This window comes from Cryobacterium sp. (assembly GCF_026786305.1).
Taxonomy (GTDB): Bacteria; Actinomycetota; Actinomycetes; order Actinomycetales; family Microbacteriaceae; genus Cryobacterium.
The window spans coordinates 12114-34453 of the sequence record NZ_JAJAYI010000029.1; the positions used below are offsets into that span (position 1 = coordinate 12114).

Genomic DNA, 22340 nt, shown 5'->3' on the forward strand with positions numbered 1-22340 from the left:
AAATTGCTCGACGTAACAACATTTGACGAGCTTCGTATTGGCCTGGCTACCGCAGACGACATCCGTCGTTGGTCGCACGGTGAGGTCAAGAAGCCCGAAACCATCAACTACCGCACGCTCAAGCCGGAAAAGGACGGCCTGTTCGGCGAACAGATCTTCGGTCCTTCGCGGGACTGGGAGTGCTCATGCGGCAAGTACAAGCGTGTTCGCTTCAAAGGCATCGTCTGCGAGCGGTGCGGTGTAGAGGTCACGAAGTCGTCGGTGCGCCGTGAGCGCATGGGCCACATCGAGCTCGCTGCCCCGGTCACGCACATCTGGTACTTCAAGGGTGTGCCCTCCCGTCTCGGTTACCTGCTGGACATGGCTCCGAAGGACCTCGAAAAGGTCATCTACTTCGCCGCATACATGGTCATCACGGTTGACGAGGACGGTCGCCACCAGGACATGCCCGGCCTCGAGAACGAGCTGCGCCTCGAACTCAAGACCATCGAGTCCAGCCGCGACTCGCGCATCGCCGATCGCCTGCAGCGCCTCGAAACCGACCTCGCAGCACTGGAGGCCGAAGGCGCCAAGAGCGACCAGAAGAAGCGCACGAAAGACGCCGCTGAAAAGGAAATGGGCCAGGTTCGCAAGTCCCTGGACGAGCAGATCGCGCACCTCGAGCGCGTGTGGGAAGACTTCCGCACCCTCAAGGTCGGCGACCTGAAGCCGGAAGACTCCGTCTTCCACGAGCTCCAGGACCGTTTCGGCATGTACTTCGAGGCCTACATGGGCGCCGAAGCCATCAAGAAGCGCCTTGAGGCCTTCGACCTCGTCACCGAGAGCGAAAACCTGCACCTGCAGATCGCCGAGGGCAAGGGCCAGAAGAAGATTCGCGCCATCAAGCGTCTGCGCGTGGTCAACGCGTTCATCATGACCGGTAACTCGCCGGCCGGAATGGTGCTCGACGTCGTACCCGTGCTCCCGCCCGAACTGCGCCCGATGGTGCAGCTCGACGGTGGCCGCTTTGCCACCTCTGACCTCAACGACCTCTACCGTCGTGTGATCAACCGCAACAACCGCCTGCGTCGTTTGCTGGACCTCGGTGCTCCCGAGATCATTGTGAACAACGAAAAGCGGATGCTGCAGGAGGCCGTCGACGCCCTGTTCGACAACGGTCGCCGTGGTCGCCCGGTCACCGGTACCGGTAACCGCGCCCTCAAATCCCTGAGCGACATGCTCAAGGGAAAGCAGGGTCGTTTCCGTCAGAACCTGCTCGGCAAGCGCGTGGACTACTCGGGCCGTTCGGTCATCGTGGTCGGCCCGCAGCTCAAGCTGCACCAGTGCGGTCTGCCCAAGCAGATGGCACTCGAGCTGTTCAAGCCGTTTGTGATCAAGCGCCTGATCGACCTGAGCCACGCCCAGAACATCAAGGCCGCCAAGCGCATGGTCGAGAGGAGCCGCCCGCAGGTCTGGGACGTACTCGAAGAGATCATTCGCGAGCGCCCCGTCATGCTCAACCGTGCACCCACCCTGCACCGCCTGGGCATCCAGGCCTTCGAGCCTCAGCTCGTTGAGGGTAAGGCAATCCAGCTGCACCCGCTCGTCTGCGCGGCGTTCAACGCCGACTTCGACGGTGACCAGATGGCCGTGCACCTGCCGCTCTCGGTTGAGGCCCAGGCCGAGGCACGCATCCTGATGCTCGCCTCGAACAACATCCTCAAGCCGTCTGACGGCCGCCCGGTGACCCTGCCCACCCAGGACATGATCATCGGTCTGCACCACCTCACCACGTTGAAGGAGGGCGTGGTCGGAGAAGGCCGCGCATTCTCGACCGTGTCCGAGGCAATTCTCGCGTTCGACCAGAAGTCGCTCGACCTGAATGCCAAGGTGCGCATCCGCTTGACCGACAAGTACTTCACCGAGGGCACCCAGCCCGAAGGTGTCGAACTGGTCAACGGCCAGGCCGTTGGAACCGTTCTCGTCGCTACGAGCCTCGGTCGCGCCATCTTCAACGAGGCTCTTCCGGCCGACTACCCGTACTTCGAAGACGTTGCCAACAAGGTCACCATGTCGACCATTGTCAACGACCTCGCGGAGCGCTACGTCAAGGTGGAGGTCGCTGCAACCCTCGACCGGATCAAGGATGCCGGTTTCTACTGGGCAACCCGTTCCGGTGTGACCGTTGCGCTCAGCGACATCCTCACCCCGCCGAACAAGCCGCAGATCGTTGCCGGCTATGAGAAGCAGGCCGCCAAGGTTCAGGCGCAGTTCGAGAAGGGTCTCACGACCGACCTCGAGCGTCGCCAGGAGCTTATCCAGATCTGGACCCGTGCCACGGAAGACGTCGCCGCAGCAATGCAGGCGAACTTCCCGGCCGACAACACCATCAACCGCATGGTGACCTCGGGTGCTCGTGGTAACTGGCTGCAGGTGCGAAACATCGCCGGCATGCGAGGCCTCGTGAACAACCCGAAGGGTGAGATCATCCCTCGCCCGATCATCTCGAGCTACCGCGAAGGCTTGTCCGTCGCCGAGTACTTCATTGCTACTCACGGTGCTCGTAAGGGACTGGCCGACACGGCTCTGCGTACCGCAGACTCGGGATACCTCACCCGTCGTCTCGTGGACGTCTCGCAGGATGTCATCATCCGCGAAGACGACTGTGGTACGACGAAGGGTCTTGAACTGCCCATCGCCGGTACCGACGCCACGACCGGTGCGCTCCTGCATGACGAAGACGGCGGCCTGCTGGTTGACTTCAACGTCGAGAACGCCGTCTACGCTCGCAGCCTGGCCGCAGCCGCGGTCAACGCTGCCGGTGAGGTCATCGCCGACGCCGGGGACGACGTCGGAGATGTGCTCATCGCGAAGCTCATCGCCGGTGGTGTCGAAACCATCAAGGTGCGTTCCGTACTCACCTGTGAGTCGGCCGTTGGTGTCTGTGCGGTCTGCTACGGTCGCTCGCTCGCCACGGGCCAGCTCGTCGACATCGGTGAGGCCGTTGGTATCATCGCCGCACAGTCCATCGGTGAGCCCGGCACCCAGCTGACCATGCGTACCTTCCACACGGGTGGGTCGGCATCCGCTGACGACATCACCCAGGGTCTGCCGCGTGTTCAGGAGCTGTTCGAGGCGCGTACCCCCAAGGGTGCATCGCCGATCGTCGACTCCGCCGGACGCATCACGATCGAGGATTCGGACAAGGGCCGCAAGGTCATCCTGACCCCCGACAGTGGCGACGAAGCTATCGCGTACCCGGTGCTGAAGCGTTCGACCCTCCTCGTTGAGGACGGCCAGCACGTCGAACTCGGACAGCAGATCATCATCGGCGCCGTCGACCCGAAGGAAGTTCTTCGCGTCAAGGGTGTTCGCGCGGTGCAGAAGCACCTCGTCTCCGGTGTGCAGGAGGTCTACCGTTCGCAGGGTGTGCCGATTCACGACAAGCACATCGAGGTCATCGTTCGCCAGATGCTTCGCAAGGTGACCGTCGTCGAACACGGCGACACCGGACTGCTCCCGGGCGAGCTCGTTGACCGGTTGAAGTACAACGACCTCAACCGCACCGCGCTCACCGAGGGCAAGAAGACGGCATCCGCTCGTCAGGAGGTCATGGGTATCACCAAGGCGTCGCTGGCGACGGAGTCCTGGCTGTCGGCCGCTTCCTTCCAGGAGACCACCCGGGTTCTGACCCAGGCGGCCATGGAAGGCAAGAGCGACCCGCTGATGGGCCTCAAGGAGAACGTCATCATCGGTAAGTTGATCCCCGCCGGTACCGGCCTTCCCCGTTACCGCGACGTCACCGTCGAGGCAACGGAAGAAGCCAAGTCAGAGCGTTACCCGAACCGCATCTTCACCGAAGATGCCACGTTCAACGAGGGTGACCTGAGCTTTGTCGACTTCGACAGCTTCTCGTCGGACGACATGACTCCGGGTACGTACAACTAGCCTGACCGTTCTGCACGGATGGCCCCTGCTTCGGCAGGGGCCATCCGTCGTTTAAGAGGTGCCAATGGATGCCGAGGGCCGGCTGTCCCGGCCGTCGCGCGCCGCCGGGTGAGATGCCGCCGGGTGAGATGCCGCCGGGTGAGATGCGGCACGTCGCTCTACACAGGAGCCAAGCGACACCCCCATAATGGGGGTGCCCCATATTCCCGTACGGGTTACGCTGACGGGCGCTCTCGTTAAGATTGAACCTGAGACCAGCTGGGCCTTCGCGAGTCACGACGAAGACGCATCATGGAACTAACGCAGGTCGGGGGAGCAATGGGCAGGCGACTCCCTTCTGCGCCGCCCATTTTGTCGGGGTATACCTATGTGCGGCCCCTCGGCACGGGCGGATTCGCCGACGTTTTTCTGTTCGAACAGAACATGCCTCGCCGTTCCGTGGCGGTCAAGGTGCTGCTGCAGGACATCGTCGACGATGACGTGTTGCGCGCGTTCAACGCCGAGGCGGATGTCATGGCGCGGCTCAGCTCACATCCGTCAATTCTGACCGTGTACAACGCGAGCATCTCGGCCGATGGTCGCCCGTACCTCGTCATGGAATTCTGCCCCGGGTCGTACTCCTCCCGCGAGCGTGCGGAGCAGCTGCCCGTGGCGACCGTGCTCAACGTTGCCGTGAGAATCGCCTGCGCCCTCGAAACAGCGCACCGCTCCAAGGTGCTGCACCGCGACATCAAACCATCAAACATTCTCACCAGCACCTTCGGCGGCCCGGTGCTCGGCGACTTCGGCATCGCCGCGTCCCTCGACGGCGGCGCCCGCGACGAACTGTTCGCCATGTCGCTGCCGTGGAGCGCCCCCGAAGTCGTCGACGGGCGCACCACCGGCACGGTCGCGACCGAGGTCTGGTCGTTCGGCGCCACCCTCTACTCGCTGCTGGCCGACCGGTCCCCGTTCGAACTGCCCGCGGGCTCCAATCGTTCGCGCGTGCAGCTGAAACAGCGCATCAACCGCGCGGAGTACACCACCATTGGGCGAGCGGATGTCTCCACCCCCCTCGAAAGCGCCCTCGCGCGCATGATGAGTCGCGACCCGGCCGCCCGCCAGGTGAGCCTGCTCGAATGCGCCCTCGACCTGCAGCGCGTAGAGCGGGACCTCGGACTGCCCGTCACCGCGCTGGAGGTGGCCGACGAAGCCTGGGCATCCGCTGGTGCGCCCGTCGATTTTGACAATCATGAGTCGCGTGGCGCCGTCAGCTCTGATGTCATCATTCCCGCGCTGCGCCCCGCCACTAGAAGAAGCGCCCGCCGCCCGGCATCGCACACCCGCGAGGGCACCCTGCCCGACGGGGGCAATATCGGACGTCGGCGACTTTCCCCGCTCGTGCTGGGTCTGCTCCTGACCGGCGCGGTCGTTGTCGGCGGCGGCGCCACGGTCGGCGCGCTGCGGATAGCCGGGCTGATCTGATGGCCGACAAACGGGCTCGCCGGCGACTGCCGGTGCTCTCGAAAGCCCGCCGCAGCGTCATTCGCATTGCCGCGGTTGCCGCGATCGGTGCCGTGCTGGCCACGGTAGCTATCGTCGTCGATGGTTTCGACGTGAAGCAGATTCCGGTCAACGCGAGTTCGATCTGGGCCCTCCAGAGCGGTGACGGCAATCGGTACGCCCGCATCAACACCGACCTGGGCGAACTCGACACCGTGAAGACCGTGCCGGCACCGAGCGAACTGGTGCAGACCGCTTCCACGGTGCTGCTCTACGCGCAGAACAACGAGAAGGTCGTCGACGTGAGCCTCGCGGCGCCGATCGACCTGGGTGATGACGCGGCCGACTACGACAACACGCCGGCCGGTACCCGAACCATCGTGTCGTCGAGCTCCTGGGTCGGTTACCTCACGAGCGCGGGAACGGTCTTCGCCGGCGCTGTGGACGGGGCCGCTGCACCCCGCCCGGTGAACCAATACGCCGACGATGAGGTGGTCGACGGTGACACCCGGCGCGTCTACCGCTCCGACGCCATCGCCATCACGCCCGACGGTGTGCTCTACAGCTACTCCAGCGAGGCCAAGAGTGTGCTCCGCTATTCCATTGCGGACGACAGAATTCTCGGTGAGGACGCCGTCGCCGACGGTCCGGCCGAGCCCGGTAGCCAGCTGAGCGTCGTCGGCGACAGCTGGGCGCTACTCGGCGTGGCCGGCGACGAACTGTGGCTGGCCGGCCAGACCGAACCGGTTGCGACGAACATGAGCGAACTGGCCGTGCTGCAACGCCCGAGCGCTTCCACCGACGACGTGCTCATTGCCGACCAGACCGGCCTGGTTGCCTTTGCGCTCACCGACGGCGCCCGCACCGAGCTGGTCGGCGACTCCGGGGTAGTGCTCGGGGCCCCCGCCGCGCCGACCCCTTTTAAAGGGGAACGCTACGCCGCCTGGCTGCCCGCCTCCGGTACCGGCGGCACCCTGTTCAGCGAGGGCGCGGGCGAATCGACCCTCAGCTACGGCCAGGTCGCGCCGAACGGCGACGCAGCCCCTGCGTTTCGCGCCAACGAATCGCTCATGATTCTCAACGACACCCGGAGCGGATGGGTGTGGACCGTTCCCGGCGGCGCCCTTGTCGCCAGTTCCCAGGACTGGTCTCTGGCCGCCGCCGAGCAACCACAGCGCCAGGAGGACATGGAAGAAGCCTCCGAGGTCGTTGAACCGAAGGCTCCCGTGGCCGTCGCGGATACCTTTGGCGTGCGTCTCGACCAGCTCGTGATGCTGCCGGTCCTGCTCAATGACCATGACGCCAACGACGACGTGCTCAGCGTCGTGCCCGCCTCGGTCACCGGGCTCGACCCCGCGTTCGGCACGGTCACCGTCATCGATCACAACCAGGCGCTCGCCGTTCAGGTGGCTCCCGGCGCCCGCGGAGTGGCAACCTTCAGCTACGCCATCACCGACGGCTCGCGCACCGATGGGCTCGATTCTCCCTCGACCCTTGTCACGCTCACCGTGCACGGCGCCGACGTGAATTCTGCACCGGTCTGGTGCGGCACCGACGGTTGCCTGCAGGACTGGCCGAGCCCCGAGGTGCAACCGGGCGGCACCGTGACCGTTCCAGTGTTGCCCGGCTGGGTCGATCCCGACGGTGATCCGATCTTCGTCTCATCCGCTCTGAACACCACCGATATCGGCTCGGTCAGTGTGACTCCCGCGGGCGTACTCGTTTATAAGCACCCCAATGCGGCCGAGCAGGCCGTGCAGTCGGCCACGGTTCTGGTGCGCGTCTCGGACATTCACGGTGCCTCGACCGAGAAGGTGCTCACGATCGTGGTCACGCCGACCCCCCGGCTCAGGGCCCTGCCGTTCGCGCTGCTCGCCTCGGTGAACGAGCGCCTCACGGTGAACCCGGCCGAGTACGTGTCCGGCGCCGCCGGCCTGTACCGCATCACGTCGGCCACGACCCCGGCCAGCGCCGAGGGGTCCACGGTGAGCATTACGGCCAACGGTACCGCCTTCGACTTTGCCGCGACCGTGGTCGGCAACTTCACGGTCAGCCTCACGATCGCCGACGACGTGAGCGAGGTGGTGTCGCTCGTGCGCATTTCGGTGGTATCAGCGGATGCCCAGGCGCTCACGACCTCCCCGGTGACGGTCTTCGTGCGGCCCCGGGCCGACACGAGTGTTGACGTTTTTACCGCCGTCTCCAACCCGGCCGGACGGGTGCTGCTGCTCGGCGAAGCCATTCCCGAAACCGTTCTCGGCGCCTCGCTCAGCGTCGACGTCGTCGGGCAGAACATCTTGCGCGTACGCGGCTCCACTCTGGATGAACGGCCGGGCAAGCTCGGCACCGTGCGCTACACCGTGTCGGACGGCACCGAAAACCCGCTCTACACCGTGCGCGGCGAGGCCACCGTGTACCTGCTCGAGGCCTCCGTGCCGCAGGTGCCGATCGCCATGAACGACAGCGTGTCGGTGCGTGTGGGCGCCCAGATCAATATTCCGGTGCTCGCCAACGATGTCGCGCCGGGCGGCAACCGAGTGATGCTCAATGCCGAATCAGTGCAGAATCGACAGCAGCAGGGTCTTGCCTTCGCGGCCGGCACTCAACTGCGCTACCTCGCCCCCAACGAACCGGGCAGCTACGAGCTCGCCTACAGCGTGTACACCGCGGGCGCGCCCGATCTCATCGACTCGGCCGTGGTCTCGGTCGAGGTGCTCGCCAACGGCGACAACACGGCGCCGCAGCCGCGCACCCTCTACGGTCGGGTGTTGTCGGGCGAGACCATCGTGATTCCTTTTGACAGCTTTGGCACCGACCCCGACGGCGATACCGTCGTGCTCGATCGGGTGCTCACTCAGCCGGCGCGCGGAACGGCCTCGATCAATGCCACCGGCGACGCCATCGTGTTCGCCAGCCCTCTCGACTATCACGGCGCCATCGAATTTCAGTATCGGGTGCGCGACAGCATCGGGGCCACGGGCCTCGCACTCGTGCGCATCGGTGTGCTCGACCAGCGCTCCAACCCGAGCCCGATCACCTTCAGCGACTACGTCGAGGTGCAGGCCGGAGCCGACAACCAGGTGGCTGTCTTTCCCACTGCCAACGACATCGAGCCCGGCGGCGGCAGGCTGACCCTGACCGCGGTCACCCCCGACGCGGCGCCCGGCACCGCCGAGTTCGACGCGCTGCAGCAACGCATCGACTCCGTCACCGACGAACGAGTGGTGTTCACGGCCGGCACGGAGCCCGGCCTGCTCACCTTCGTGTACTCGGTGACCAACGCCAACGTCGACGTCGGCCAGGGCCTCATCGTGGTCAAGGTCGTGCGTTCCTCCGTTCCCGACTATCCGGTCGTGATCGACACGACGCTGGCCCTCGATGAACGTGACGCGTTCCCGACGGGCGTCGACGTCGTCACCGACAAGGTGTCCTGGAACTCCGGTGACGTCAGAGACCTCACCCTGACCCTGTGGGGCAGTCATCCCGGGCTCGTGGTGACGGGCTGGAAGATCAGCGGCGATGTTCCCGACGAGGGACTGCTTGCCCCGTTCGCCCTGACCGGGCCGAATTTTCAGGGTGTCGACGTGACGACCTACGGGTTTCTGCGCATTCCGGCGAAGGATTCGATCATCATCGCGTTGAAGAAGAGCAACATCGACCAGAACGTGCACGAAGACGCCTCCGTCACATTCGATCTCAAGAGCCTCGTGTCGATTCCTCGCGGAACGACCCTGGAACTGCAGCGCACCGGCATCCGTTCGTCGGGGGAGCGCGACAACGCGACCTGCACGTTCGACTCCGGCACGACGGTCACCTACGCGGCCGGGTCGGACGCGCCGTGGACCGACTCCTGCACGGTGCCAGCGCGCATCGACGGGCAGGAGGGTTATACCCAGCTGGTCGTGCCGATCGTGGTCGAGCCGCTCGACCCGCAACCGGAACTGCGCCCGGCGGCGCTGACCCAAAGCCCGGGGGCCGATGCCATCCGCTACGACCTCAGCCATATGGTCGACTGGCAGGGCACGGGCGCGGTGCCGGCGTTGACCTTTGCGATCGAGTTCTCCTCCGACCAGTTCACCGTGACGCAGGACGGCGCGATTCTCACGATCGGTGTTGCCGACAACGCCGTGGCCGGCCGTGAGGCGGCAGTGACGGTGAGCCTGTCGAGCCACCGCGAAACGGTTGCGGCAGTGCTCGCGCTCAAAGTCGGCCCGGCGCCGAGCGAACTGCCCAAGGGCGGCACCGTCGCGACGACCTGCACCCAGTCGTCGGGCTCCAGTTGCTCGATAACGGTCGTCGGCGCGGCGGGTGAGGTCAACCTCTACCGTGGCACCCCGCTCGCTCTTGTCTCCGTCACCGCACCCGGCACCTGCGCTGGTGTGTCGTTCGTGGTCGTGAATTCCCGCAACGTCAAGGCCACCTGGTCGGGCGACACCGCCGGCGGCGTCTGTGAGGCAAGTTTTGTGGTGCGCGACGCGCAGGGCAGGCTCAGCGCCGGAAGCCGCAACGGCTCGATCACGGTCGATCTGCAGGGCTACCCGAAAGCGCCGAATGCCGTGACACAGATTGCCTACGGCGACCGCTCGGTAACCCTCGCGGTCAGCTCCGGCGGCGCCAACGTTGCCTACCCGGCGCTCGAGGGATTCAACCTGTACCGCAACGGCGCCTCGGTAGCCCGCTGCGACCCGTCGGGCAACTGCGGCGTGATTCGAACGACTGAGAACGGTGACAAGGCTCTCTACGAAGCCCGGGCCGTCAATGCCGTCGGCGAATCGCGCAGCGCGGTCAGCGTCACAGCCTGGTCGTATGCCACCCCGGGCATGGGGCGACTCACGGCCGAACCGGTCTTTCGGAAGGGCACCACGAGCGCCTCGACCGGTGCCGTCACCCTGACCATCGAGAACAATGACCGATCGACCAACCGCTACAGCGTGAACGGCACCGAACAACCCGTCACGACGCCCGGCACCGGAAAGACCCAAATGACCCTCGCGCTCGGTGTGGGCAACCAGACCGTCACGGTGACCCCGCTCAGCCGGGACGACCAGCCAGCGGGCAGCGGTCCGACCGAGGAGACGACGTCACAGGCCGTGCTCGTGGCCGGATCGCCCGCGATCACGAGCGCCGGTTCGCTGAGTTCGCAGAACCGGTCGATCACCGTGGCGGGCACCGGGTTCAACCCGAACTTCAGCACGCTGCCGGTGCAGGTGCTCTACGTCGCCTCGCTCACCGAGGGCGCAACCTGCACGCTGACCCCGGCGGGTTTCACCCCGGAGGGTGCGGCCTCATCGAGGGACCTCTCGATCGGCGGCCTGACCAAGCACACCAAGTACTTCGTGTCGGTCTGCTATTCCAACGGCTACGGGGTCACGATGGCCAACGCCGGTTCGATCACCACCTGGCAGCAGCCGGCTGCCCCGGGCGACGACGAATATACCTACACGATGTCGGCACCGACGGGCGGGGATTACCGAATCACCGAGCCCACGTCGTCATCAACCAGGCCAGACGTCGGCTTCGAGGCGAACTTCGAGAACTTTGATGCCAACACCGGGTCTGACATTTTCGGCGCCGATCCCCGCATTCGGGTGCGGTACTGCATGACGGAAGACCCCACTCTCTGTAGCGACTGGTCGAGGGTGGCGGCGGCTGATGCGACACGGGCCTGGCAGGTCACGTATGCGGTGACCGGCCTCACGACTGCGGGCTGCGTCATCGACGGCACGCTTGCGGTCGCCGTCGAGGCGACCTCCGGACTTGCCACAGCGATTGTCACCGGCGCTGACTACCTCTCTCTCAACGCCCAGGGCAGCGCGACGTGGCAGAGAGTCGAGGGCAGCACGGTTGCCAGCGGCGCGACCGAGGTCAAGAACGTGACGTGGCAAATCATCTGGTCGGGCGACAATACGTCTGGCCTCGACCCGGTAACCGGCATCACCCAGACCACGGCCACCGGCTGCACCCCGGCCTCCCAGTAAAGCCCGCCACAGTCTTCCAGTAAAGCCCGCCACAGTGAAAGAGCCACACACATGACAATCACCCCGGAGCAGTCAGACTGGTTTGCCACGACCTTCACGATGATGGTCGACAACGTCGAACAGGTTGTTCTCGGTAAGCGCCACGTGATCGAACTCGCCTTCACCGCGATGGTCAGCGAGGGCCACCTGCTGCTCGAGGACTACCCGGGCACCGGAAAGACCTCGCTCGCCCGCGCCATGTCCCAGACCGTGCAGGGTGTTTCCACCCGCATTCAGTTCACCCCCGACCTGCTGCCCGGCGACGTGACCGGCATCACCGTCTACGACCAGAAGACCGGAGAGTTCGAGTTTCACAGCGGACCGATCTTCGCCAACGTCGTGCTCGCCGACGAGATCAACCGGGCCAGCCCGAAGACCCAATCGGCTCTGCTCGAAGCGATGGAAGAGGGCAACGTCACCATCGACGGTGTCACCCGCTCCACCGGTGTGCCGTTTCTCGTCATCGCCACCCAGAACCCGATTGAGCAGGCCGGCACCTACCGGCTGCCCGAGGCCCAGCTCGACCGGTTCATGATGAAGGCGTCGCTCGGCTACCCCGACCTCGCAGCGACCATCCGCATTCTCGAGGGCACCGCCGACGTTCGCCACGAACTCGCCCCGGTCATCACCCCGCAGACGCTCCTGAGCATGAGCGACATCGCCCGCGGCGTGTTCGTGAATCCGCTCGTCTATGACTACATCGGTCGTCTGGTCGAGGCGACCCGCGACGCTCGCCAGGTGCGCATGGGCGTCAGCGTGCGTGGCGCTCGCAGCCTCACCAAGGCCGCCAAAACCTGGGCCGTCGCCCACGGCCGCACCTTCGTCACCCCCGACGATGTCAAGGCCCTCGCCAACCAGGTGCTCGCCCACCGCATGGTGCTCGACCCCGAGGCCGAATTCGACGGCGTCACCGCGAGCGCCGTCATCGGCCAGATTCTGCTCGACATCGTACCGCCCAGTCGGATCGACCTGGCGTGAGTTCTCATACCGAATCGCGCCTGACGCGTCGCGAAACCCAGACCAGGTCTGCAACGCACACCCGGTATGCGAGCACGCGCACGAGCCAGTCAACGACGTTGACCCTTGTGGGCGCGGTCGTGCTGTGGATGCGGGTCTCGCGGGCTGTGCGAAACGGTGTGAAGGCATCCGTCGAATGGATCGGCGAAACGGTCAGACCGGCCGGCTGGGTGGTGGTCGCGGCCGCGATCGTGCTGCTGCCGCTCGGCCTCGTCTTCGGCTGGACCGAACTGATAGTGGCCGGCTGCGTGGCGGTCGCCCTCATTCTCATCTCGCTGCCGTTTCTGGCCGGTGGTCGCGCCTACAGCGTCGACTTCGTGCTGCCGGTCGATCGGGTCGTTGCCGGTTCCGAGGTGCTCGGCGCCCTCACCGTCACCAACGTCTCGACGCGGGTTCAGCTGCCGGGTCGCGTAGATGTTCCCATTGGCAAGGGGCTAGCGGATATCTACGTGCCGCTCCTGCGCGCCGGCCACGTGCATGAGGAGCACGTTCGCGTACCGGCCCACCGGCGCGGCGTTATCGATGTGGGCCCGGTCACGACCGTGCGCAGCGACCCGCTCGGGGTGCTCGGCCGCGAAGTGGCCTGGGCCGACGTCAACCGCCTGTTCGTGCACCCGGTGACCGTGTCGATTCCGAGTACGAGCGCCGGTTTCGTGCGCGACCTCGAGGGCAACCCGACGCGCGACATCGTCGACTCCGACATCTCTTTTCACGCCATTCGCGAGTACGCCCCCGGCGATGGGCAGCGGCACATTCACTGGAAGTCCACCGCGAAGACCGGCAGACTCATGGTGCGCCAGTTCGAAGAAAGCCGGCGCTCCCGCCTGGCCATCGTGCTGAGCCTGAACGCGGCGGAATACGCCTCCGACGACGAGTTCGAGATGGCGGTCAGCGCGACCGGGTCGCTCGGTGTGCGCGCCATTCGCGACGGGCGAGACCTGGCCGTCGTGGCGAGCGAGGAGGTTCCCGATATCGTGCGCAGCAGCATCCGTTCGGTGCACAGCCTGAGTGTCGTCTCGACGCGCACCCTGCTCGATGATCTCACCGCGATCGAGGTGAGCCCGCACGCCATGAACGTTGAAGACGTCTGCGTGCTCGCCGCCCAGGTGGTGCCCGATATTTCGATCGCGTTCGTGGTGTGCGGCAGCGCGATGACTGTCCGGCGCCTGCAGGCGCTCACCCTGAAATTTGCCGGTAGTGTGCAGGTCGTCGCCGTTCTGTGCAATCCCAACGAACAGCCGAGCTTTCGCGACCTCGCGGGCACGAGCGTGCTGACCATCGGCGTGCTCGACGACTTACGTTCCCTGCTCAGCCGGCGGGCCTCATGAGCGCGCCCCAAACGCCCTGTGCTGGCCGACCCGTGACAGGTGCCCTGCCGACGATTCGGTCGCGCCGTGCGCCCGGTGGCCGACGCCGCGCCCGCGTGATCAACGCCCTGTTCGTCCTGGCGATGATGCTCGTCGCCACCTGGGCGGCCTGGCCGATCTACCAGGACACCAGCTACCTGGTGATGGCGGCCGGAGCGATCGCGGCCGGGCTGGCCCTGGCCTGGATCGGCGCCCGGCGTGGTTGGTCCTGGTTCACCGTGCTGCTGGCCACCCTCGGCGCCTACCTGCTGCTGGGCGTTCCGCTCGCGGTGCCGACCACCCTCACGAGCGTGCCGACGAGCATACAAAGCGTGTTCGGCGGGCTGCTCGATCTGGTGACCGCGACGGTGTTCAGCTGGAAGGAGCTCGTCACCATCCAACTGCCGGTCGGCTCGTACCAGACCCTGCTCGTGCCGGCCTTTTTGCTGTTTCTCGGCGGCACCACGGTCGCCCTGTCGCTGGCCTGGCGCGGCGCCCGGCTCTACGCCCTCGCCGTGCCCCTCATCTTTGCCGTGCAACTGTTCGGTCTGATCTTCGGGTCGAGTGCCCTGAGCATTCCGCTGACCGTGTTCGGGGTCAGCGTACCGGCACCGCGCGAGAGCCTGATCGGTCTCGCCGCCCTGCTGCTCGCCTTCGGCTTTCTGTCCTGGCGAACCCACCTGACTCGCAGTGAGGCGCTTGATCTGGCCGGCCGCACGACCGGGGTGCGGCGCACCCCCGGCGGCCTCGGCGGTCGTCTGCGCCGGGCCGCCCTCGCCGGGGGCGTGCTCGTGATCGCCAGTGGCGTCACGCTCGGCGGGCTCTCGGCCGTCGCGGCGATGCCGGACCGTCAGGTGCTGCGCAGCAGCATCGACCCCGCCGTCGACCTGCGCGAGTACGTCAGCCCGCTCAGCCAGTACCGCAGCTACTTCAGCGCCGAGCGGTACGACGCCGAGCTTTTCACGGTGACCGGCGATGCTGTCGAAGAGGGCGCCGCGGCGCGAGTGCGCCTCGCCGTGCTCAGCTACTACGACGGCGAAGTCTTTCGGGTCGTGAACCCTGCCGCGAGCGAGCGCGACCAGGCCACCGCCTTCGCCCGGGTGCCGCACACCCGCGGGTCGACCGGTGGACGCGTCACGACCGGGTTCGCCATAGCCGGGTACACCGGCGTCTGGATGCCGGGCGCCGGCGCTCTCTCGAGCATCCGCTTCGCCGGTGACCGCGCCGCTGACCTGAGCGATGGCTTTTTCTATAACGCGGGCACGGCATCTGGAATTCAACTCAACACCCTCAAAAACGGTGACCGCTACACGATCGTCTCGCAGCAGCACACGGATGCGACGGACCTGGCCGGCCTCGCCCGCCCGGCCGGCGACGCGATTGACGATTCGCTCACTCCACAGAGCCTCGGCGACTGGGTAGACGCCCAGGCGGTCACGCACGATGGCGCCGGACTTGCCGAACTCGTCACGCGTCTGCGCCAGCGCGGCTACCTCAGCCACGCCCTGACCGTGCCGGCGGTGGACTCCTGGACCGCCGACCTTGGCGACTACCGGTTCTCTCCGAGCCTGTCTGGGCACTCGGTCGCCCGCATCGACGCCCTCTTCACCGCCCTGCTCGACAAGCAGAACAGCACGAGCGCCACCGAGAATTCCCAGCTGGTGGCCGCCATTGGTGACGACGAACAGTTCGCCGTCGCGACCGCGCTGCTCGCCCGCCACCTCGGGTTTGAGTCTCGCGTGGTGGTGGGATTCACCCTCGGTGCGGCATCCGCTGATTCGAGTGCTCCCGGCTCCTGCGTGCAGGGCGTCTGCTCGGGGCGAAACCTCGCGGCCTGGGTCGAAGTGGCCGGCGGCGACGGCAGCTGGGTGACCGTGGACGCGACCCCGCAGTTTCAGAACCCGCTGTCGCCCATTGATGACACGACCCGCGACCCGCAATACAACACCGAGGTCATCGCGGAGGGTGCCACCGAGCAGCGAGCCCCCGAGGCCAATCCGACCAGCAATGAGGACCAGCCCGAACAGGAACCGGTCACCGGCCCCGACCTGGCCTGGCTGTTCGCGACCCTCAAGATTGCCGGCATCAGCCTGGCCGCACTGCTCGCGATCAGCACGCCGTTCCTGGTGATTCTCGGCGCCAAACTCAAGCGCCGCCGTGACCGGGCGCGTGCCGTTGACGTGGCGGCGCGGTTCGCCGGCGGCTGGGACGAATACATCGATACCGCCGTCGACCGCGGTCTGGCCGACCAGGGCAGCATGACCCGGGTCGAAATCGCGTCGCACTACCAATCGGTGGGCGGCACACAACTCGCGACCCTCGCCGACCGAGCCGTCTTCGGCCCGAACCCGCCGCAGGCTGCCGAGAGCGACACCTTCTGGGCACTCGTCACGGCCGAACGTGCCGTGCTCGCTGCGAGTGGCACCCGGCGCGAACGCCTGTGCGCCGCCATCTCACTACGCTCCTTTTCTCGGCTAGCGGATGCCCGCCGGCTCGTAGCTTTTCGACGACGCTCATCTCGTTACGACGTCACCACCGTACGCCTGAACCGGCGCGACACCAGCAGAATGGGGGAGCGGCCGCCCACCAGCGGCCGCGAATCATAAATGGATGAATCATCTGGAGCGATCATCGCGGTCATCGTGGTGATCGTGCTGCTCGGCATCGGCGTGTACGTGTTCTCGTCGATCGCCCTCGGCACGATCTTTGTGAAGCTTGGGGAACAAGCCTGGAAGGGCTGGGTGCCGATCGTCAACACCATCACCCTGTTTGAACTTGGGCGATATTCGGCACTGTGGGCGATCGGCCTCTTCATTCCGGCCGCAAACCTCATTGCCTTCATCATCTTCATCATGGCGGTCAACAACGTCAACCGACGGTTGGGTCGCGGCGGCGGATTCACCCTGCTCTACCTCGTCTCCTTTCCCATCTGGGCCGGCGTGCTCGGGTTTGGAAAGTCCTTCAACACGGGCTGGATGCCGGAAATGTCCGCGACCGGGTACGTTCCGTTCGCTCCGGTGAGGCCGTTGTCGATGTTGTCGATGATGTCGGCGGCACCCGTGCCGGTCGCCGGGCCGCCCGCAGGCCAGAGCGCTATGCCGACGGCCCCGTCGGCCCCGCCAGCGCCGCTGGTTTGGACGCCCATGCCCCTGGCCCCGCCCGCAGCATTTCTGGCGACGGCACCGACTGCGACTCCGTCACCACCTGCACCGACTGCACCGATTGCACCGACTGCGCCTCCGGCACCACCTGCCGTGCGCGGTCTGCCCATCGGACCGCCGCCCTTCTACGTGAGCGTCCCGCCGACGCCCCCGGTGATTTCCGCCGTGGTTCCCACGGTCACTCCCACAGCGATTGTCTCAGAGGTGTCTGCGGTGATTGCGGCAGGCGTCAGCGAGGCGGCCGAACCCGAATCAGACGCCGAGCCCGAATCAGACGCCGACGACGACCTCGACGAGACCATGATCGTCGTGCGTCGTATGAAGCCGTGGACGCTCGAAACCGAACACGGCCTCAAGGTCTCGCTCACCAAACCGGTCGTGCTGCTCGGGCGCAACCCTGCGCGTGACAGCGCACATCCGGACGCGCAGTTGGTGCCCGTGCACGATCCAGATAAGACGGTGTCGAAGACGCACGCCCGCCTCGACTTTGTCGAGGGCGCCTGGGGCATCAGCGACCTGCACTCCACCAACGGCGTCGTGCTGATCGACGGCGGTGGCATTGAGAACGAGCTCGATGCGGGTGCGAGCGCGCCCCTGACCGATCGGTTCCTGCTGGGGGAGCTCGCGGCGCGCATCTACTTGGAGGCCTGAGCCATGACCTGCCCCGTCGACCAGCGGGCGACCAGCCCAGGGGTGTCGCTGCGGTGCGGCTCGCGCACCGATATCGGCCGCAAGCGGAAGGAGAACGAAGACTCCCTGCTGGCGGCGTCGCCGGTGTTCATCGTCGCCGACGGCATGGGTGGGCTCGAAGCCGGCCACCGGGCCAGCGCCGCCGTGATCGCCGAATTTCAGACCTGCGTCGGCCGTACCGGCGTGCCGGCCGGTGACGTGGTGTCTGCGGTCCAGCGCGCCCACATGATGGTGCGCACAGTGTCGAATTCGACCGGGCGCGGTGCCGGCAGCACCCTGACCGGACTCGTTCTCATCGATCACGAAGATTCCCCGCAATGGCTCATCGTGAACGTGGGTGACTCCCGCGTCTACCGCCTGCACGAAGGCGAATTTCACCAGCTCACCGTCGACCATTCCCTCGCTCAGGAACTCATCGACGACGGCACTTTGCTCAAAGAGGATGTCGCCACCTTCGCCCGCAAAAACGTCATCACCCGGGCCATGGGCGCCGACAACAGCAGCGCGGACTACTGGCTGCGCCCGGTCGTGACCGGCGAACGCCTGCTCGTGTGCTCCGACGGACTCAGCGGAGAACTCTCCGACGAGAGCATCAAGGCCGCCCTGACCCTCGGTGGCACGACCCAGCAGACGGCCGACCTGCTGCTCGCCGGCGCCCTCGAACACGGTGGCCGCGACAATATCTCGGTGATCGTGATCGATGTCATTGCCGGCGGATTCAGCTCCTGGCACGGCGGTGCGATCGACGACGACGACGACGACCAGTCCGACACCATTGACACCCGCACCGAAGATACTCGACCGGTGCAACGAGTGGCCCGCAATGCAGCCGACTGACCCGGCGCAGGTGGTCCCGGAGCGAGGGCACGGCGGGGCCGACGAGTTTGACGATGTACCCGATGACGAGGTAACCCGTATTATTCGCCGGCACGCGCCGCGCCACGCCGCCGCAGCTCCGGCGCTGACCGCCAGCAACAGGCTCGAGCTGCCCGGCGAGATCGGGGAGACCGACGGGCTCGAGCTGCCCGAGCTGCCCCAAGTGCCCGAGCTGTCCCACGTGCCCGAGCTGCCCGACGACGATGACACGCGCAGCGAGCACCGCGACAGTGATGAACGCACCCGCATCGTTGCGCGCACCGCTGATGACAACACCCGAATTGGGGCACGACGGCAGCTGGGAAACCGCCCTGCAGTGCACTCGGAACCAGATTCTGACAACGCACCGGCAGGCTCCGACCCGACCGATGAGGCCACCGTGCGGTCCTCGCAGCGCAGTAAGGCCGACGATACGCTCCTGAGCAGTCGACGGGCGGCCGCTCCAGCGCACCCTCCCGTCGTCGATGCGCTGCAACGCCGGTATGAGCCGCCGCAGGTGCAGAGCGGCGCGAGTGTGCGCTACTCTGCACGGCCGATACCGGCGGTCGTAGAGCCGAAGGCGTCAGCGCCCGTGCCCGTGCCCGACGTGCAGTCCGATCCGGCCCGCATCCGTCTGGCCGACGCTGCCACCGAGATTCGAGAGCGTGCGGCGGCAACAGCCCGTCGTCGCCGCCGATTCACCCTGGTCGCGATCATCTCGAGCACCGTCCTGGTGGTGCTCGCCGCAGCCGTGTTCGTCGTCTTCACCGTTCTCACCTGGTGAGTGCCGTGCGGCCGGCCGCCGCGCGCGCCACGCCACATATGTCACCCTTCCGCCAGCACCGAATAACCAGGAGCTTTATTCTCTTGACAGATGTCACATCTCCCCTCGATCGGGAAGCCGCCAACCCGGCCACCCCGCACGCCCGGCGGCCCGGTAGTCTGGTCATGACGACCGGCGCTCCTGCTAATCGGGAGCAGAGGAATATGGTGCGCTTGGCCAGTCGCGTCGGTGCGGCACTGATCGGCGTCCTGGGCGTCATCGTGATCACCGGTTGGTACGTTGGAATCGACACCCTACCCTCGATTATTTCAAGCCTGTCGCTTCTGAAGCCCATGACCGGGGCGGCATTCATACTGTTGTCCGTTGCAGTGCTGGTGTTTGATCGCCGCCGCGTGACGCTGGTCCTGGGTCTTGCTGTCGCGGTCATCGGGGCCCTCACCCTCACCGAGTACGTTCTCGGGTTGCCCCTCGGTGTCGATGAACTGCTTCCGGGAATCGACTTTGCCGGTCACCCTCCCCGGATGGCGCCGGCCACGGCTGTGTCTGTTACCCTGCTCGGGGCATCCGTCGTCACCAGCCGGCTTGCCCGGCCGGCCTGGATGCTCGGTCTTGCCCTGGGTGCCCTCACCATCAGCCTGATCGCGGTCCTGGGCTACGCCTACGGCGTCTCCTCGCTGTACACCGTCGGAGGATTCACGAGCATGGCGCTGCCCACGGCGCTGGGACTGGCCGTGTCGTCGGTGTCGATCCTGCTGCAGCGTCCTTCCTCGGGGCTGATCGCCGTCCTCCGCGACCAGGGCAGTGCCGGGCAGCTTCTGCGCCCGGTCATTCCCACCCTGTTCCTTGGCCCGTTCGTGCTGGGCTGGCTCGATATCTTTGGCAGGCGCCTGGGCTGGTACGACGCGGTGTTCGGTGTCGCCATACTGATCGCGGCCATGACGGTCCTGGGGGTTGGACTGACCTGGATCGCGGCACGCAGGTTGCGCGAGCTCGATCGTCAGCGGGATGCGGGAACCCGGGCTCTGGCCGAGGCCAATCACACGCTCGAGGCGACCGTCGACAGTCGCACCCGACAGCTGGCAGAAACGGCCGACACGCTGCACACGTTGATCAAGATCGCACCGGTGGGCATCGTGCAGCTGGATGCCGCGGGGGGCCTCGTCTCCGCCAATGACCAGTGGCTGGCCCTCAGCGGCTTCACCAAGAACGAGTCGCTGCGCGACGGCTGGGCCGCCGCCATCCACCCCGACGATTCCGAGCGGGTGCTCCGCGAATGGGAGCAGAGCGCGACCGCCGGAACGGCCTATGAGACCACGTTGCGTTTCCGCACTCCAACCGGGCAGGTGAACTGGGTAAAGGTGAGCACCGCTCCGATGCTGGATGCGAAGGGTGTGATCGGGCACCTCGCCAGCGTCACCGACGTGACCGCGTTGCGCGTGGCCGAGGATGCGGCGGCGGCGGCCGCCGCCCGGTTCGAGGCCGCCTTCGCCTCATCCCCGCTGGGAACGGCGATCGTGACGCTCGACGGCCAGGTGGTGGCAGCCAACAGACGGCTCTTGGATCTGGCGGGGCACAACACCTCGATGGTCGACGAGCACATCGAGACGATCTTCATGCCCGCAGAAAACGGCGACGACAAGCAGGCGGAGGGCACGGGGCACGATGGACCGTCCACCCGCCAGCGCATGGACCGCCGGATGCGACACGGCGGCACCCAGGAAACCTGGGTCAAGGTCAGTATCGCCGAGATCATCGAGGGGGAGCAGGCCGGGGGACTGCTCTACCAACTGGAGGACATCACCGCCCGGCGCCTGGCCGAAGCGCGGGTGGAGCACCTGGCCTTCCACGACCCGCTGACGAACCTGCCCAACCGTCTCCTCCTCCTCGACCGGCTGAAGCAGGCGCTCCTTCAGGCGTCGCGCCAGGGACGCGGCGTGGCGGTACTGTTCATCGACCTCGACCGGTTTAAATTCGTCAACGACAGCCTCGGGCATCACGCCGGGGACACGGTGCTGACCGAGGTCGGCATTCGTTTGCTCCAAAACATTCGGTCTGGCGACACGGTGTCCCGCATCGGGGGCGACGAGTTCGTCGTGATCTGTCCGGATATCGTTGGTAACACGGAAGTGCACCGGATTGCCGATTCGATTCAGGCGGCGATCGCCCGGCCGATTCTGGTCGGCGACCAGATCGCATCGGTCGACGCGAGCATCGGCATCGCCTTCGGGCTCGGCCACGACGATGCGGAGCTGCTCCTGCGCAATGCGGACCAGGCCATGTACTTGGCGAAGGGCCGCGGCCGGGCGCGCTACGAGGTGTTCGACGACGACCTGCGGGGTCGGATCGAGCGCAGGCTCGACACCGAGCTGGCTCTGCGAGACGCGGTGCAACTGGGCGAGATCGAGACCTGGTTCCAGCCGATCGTCGACCTGCAACAGCGCACCGTGGTCGCAACCGAGGCGCTCGCCCGTTGGAGACGCCCGGAACGGGGCCTTGTCTTTCCGGGGGAGTTCATCGCGATCGCCGAGGAGGTCGGCCTGATCAAGGGGATCGGCACCACGGTGCTCGGCCAGGCCTGTCGGGCTGCCGTGGCCCTGGACGGCCGCATGGCGGTCAGCGTGAACGTGTCGCCACGGCAGTTCGTGCAGGACGACTTCGGGGCCGTGGTGAAACGCGCCCTCAGCGCGAGCGGCCTTCCGCCGGACCAGCTGTGGCTGGAACTCACCGAGAGTGCCGTGCTCGATGCGATCGACTCCGCCGCCCGCACCTTCCAGGAACTGCGCTCCCTCGGGGTGCGCCTGGCTATCGACGACTTCGGCACCGGCTACTCCTCCTTCACCCATCTGAGGGCGTTCACCGTTGACCTGCTCAAGATCGATCTCACCTTCATCCGCGACCTCGAGCGTTCGGACCATGACCGGGCGATCGTCGATGGCATCCTGCGCCTCGCCGACTCCCTCAACCTCGACGTCGTCGCAGAGGGCATCGAAACGAGCGGGCAGCGAGACCTACTGACCGAGATGGGCTGTCGCTACGGCCAGGGCTATCTCTTCTCGAAGCC

General features: G+C 66.3%; 10 protein-coding genes. All 10 read left to right on the top strand.

What is annotated here, in order from left to right:
* The first annotated feature begins 3 nt into the window (after positions 1–3).
* Entirely contained in the window at positions 4–3927 is a 3924-nt protein-coding gene (locus tag LH475_RS03005; RefSeq protein ID WP_196843481.1) for a DNA-directed RNA polymerase subunit beta', read from the top strand.
* A gap of 291 nt (positions 3928–4218) precedes the next feature.
* On the top strand, positions 4219–5391 hold the full coding sequence (locus tag LH475_RS03010; RefSeq protein ID WP_297412838.1) for a serine/threonine-protein kinase: 1173 nt from the start codon (positions 4219–4221) through the stop codon (positions 5389–5391).
* Positions 5391–11387, top strand: coding sequence for an Ig-like domain-containing protein (locus LH475_RS03015; protein ID WP_297412839.1), 5997 nt, complete (start codon positions 5391–5393; stop codon positions 11385–11387). Before LH475_RS03010 ends, LH475_RS03015 begins: the two co-directional genes overlap by 1 nt.
* A gap of 51 nt (positions 11388–11438) precedes the next feature.
* Entirely contained in the window at positions 11439–12404 is a 966-nt protein-coding gene (locus LH475_RS03020) for a MoxR family ATPase (protein WP_196843479.1), read from the top strand.
* The gene (locus tag LH475_RS03025) at positions 12401–13771 is read left to right on the top strand and encodes a DUF58 domain-containing protein (protein WP_297412840.1); all 1371 of its coding nucleotides are present in this window, start codon (positions 12401–12403) and stop codon (positions 13769–13771) included. Before LH475_RS03020 ends, LH475_RS03025 begins: the two co-directional genes overlap by 4 nt.
* A 32-nt stretch (positions 13772–13803) precedes the next feature.
* A complete protein-coding gene (locus tag LH475_RS03030; protein WP_297412841.1) occupies positions 13804–16395 on the top strand; it encodes a transglutaminase-like domain-containing protein in 2592 nt (863 codons plus the stop codon).
* Positions 16396–17601, top strand: coding sequence for a DUF5684 domain-containing protein (locus LH475_RS03035; protein ID WP_297412842.1), 1206 nt, complete (start codon positions 16396–16398; stop codon positions 17599–17601). It begins immediately after the preceding gene.
* A 3-nt stretch (positions 17602–17604) separates the two neighbouring features.
* Entirely contained in the window at positions 17605–18477 is an 873-nt protein-coding gene (locus LH475_RS03040; protein ID WP_297412843.1) for a protein phosphatase 2C domain-containing protein, read from the top strand.
* Positions 18464–19279 carry a hypothetical protein gene (locus LH475_RS03045; RefSeq protein ID WP_297412844.1) on the top strand — a complete coding sequence of 272 codons (816 nt, stop codon included), beginning with the start codon at positions 18464–18466 and terminating at the stop codon, positions 19277–19279. Before LH475_RS03040 ends, LH475_RS03045 begins: the two co-directional genes overlap by 14 nt.
* 83 nt (positions 19280–19362) lie before the next feature.
* Positions 19363–22340: EAL domain-containing protein (locus tag LH475_RS03050; protein ID WP_297412845.1), on the top strand; the 2978-nt coding region annotated here is incomplete at its 3' end.

Excerpts from the sequence above, each read along its gene's own strand:
- LH475_RS03010 (WP_297412838.1), top strand. The coding sequence starts at position 4,219 with ATGGAACTAACGCAGGTCGGGGGAGCAATGGGCAGGCGACTCCCTTCT.
- LH475_RS03015 (WP_297412839.1), top strand. The coding sequence starts at position 5,391 with ATGGCCGACAAACGGGCTCGCCGGCGACTGCCGGTGCTCTCGAAAGCC.
- LH475_RS03020 (WP_196843479.1), top strand. The coding sequence starts at position 11,439 with ATGACAATCACCCCGGAGCAGTCAGACTGGTTTGCCACGACCTTCACG.
- LH475_RS03035 (WP_297412842.1), top strand. The coding sequence starts at position 16,396 with ATGGATGAATCATCTGGAGCGATCATCGCGGTCATCGTGGTGATCGTG.
- LH475_RS03040 (WP_297412843.1), top strand. The coding sequence starts at position 17,605 with ATGACCTGCCCCGTCGACCAGCGGGCGACCAGCCCAGGGGTGTCGCTG.
- LH475_RS03045 (WP_297412844.1), top strand. The coding sequence starts at position 18,464 with ATGCAGCCGACTGACCCGGCGCAGGTGGTCCCGGAGCGAGGGCACGGC.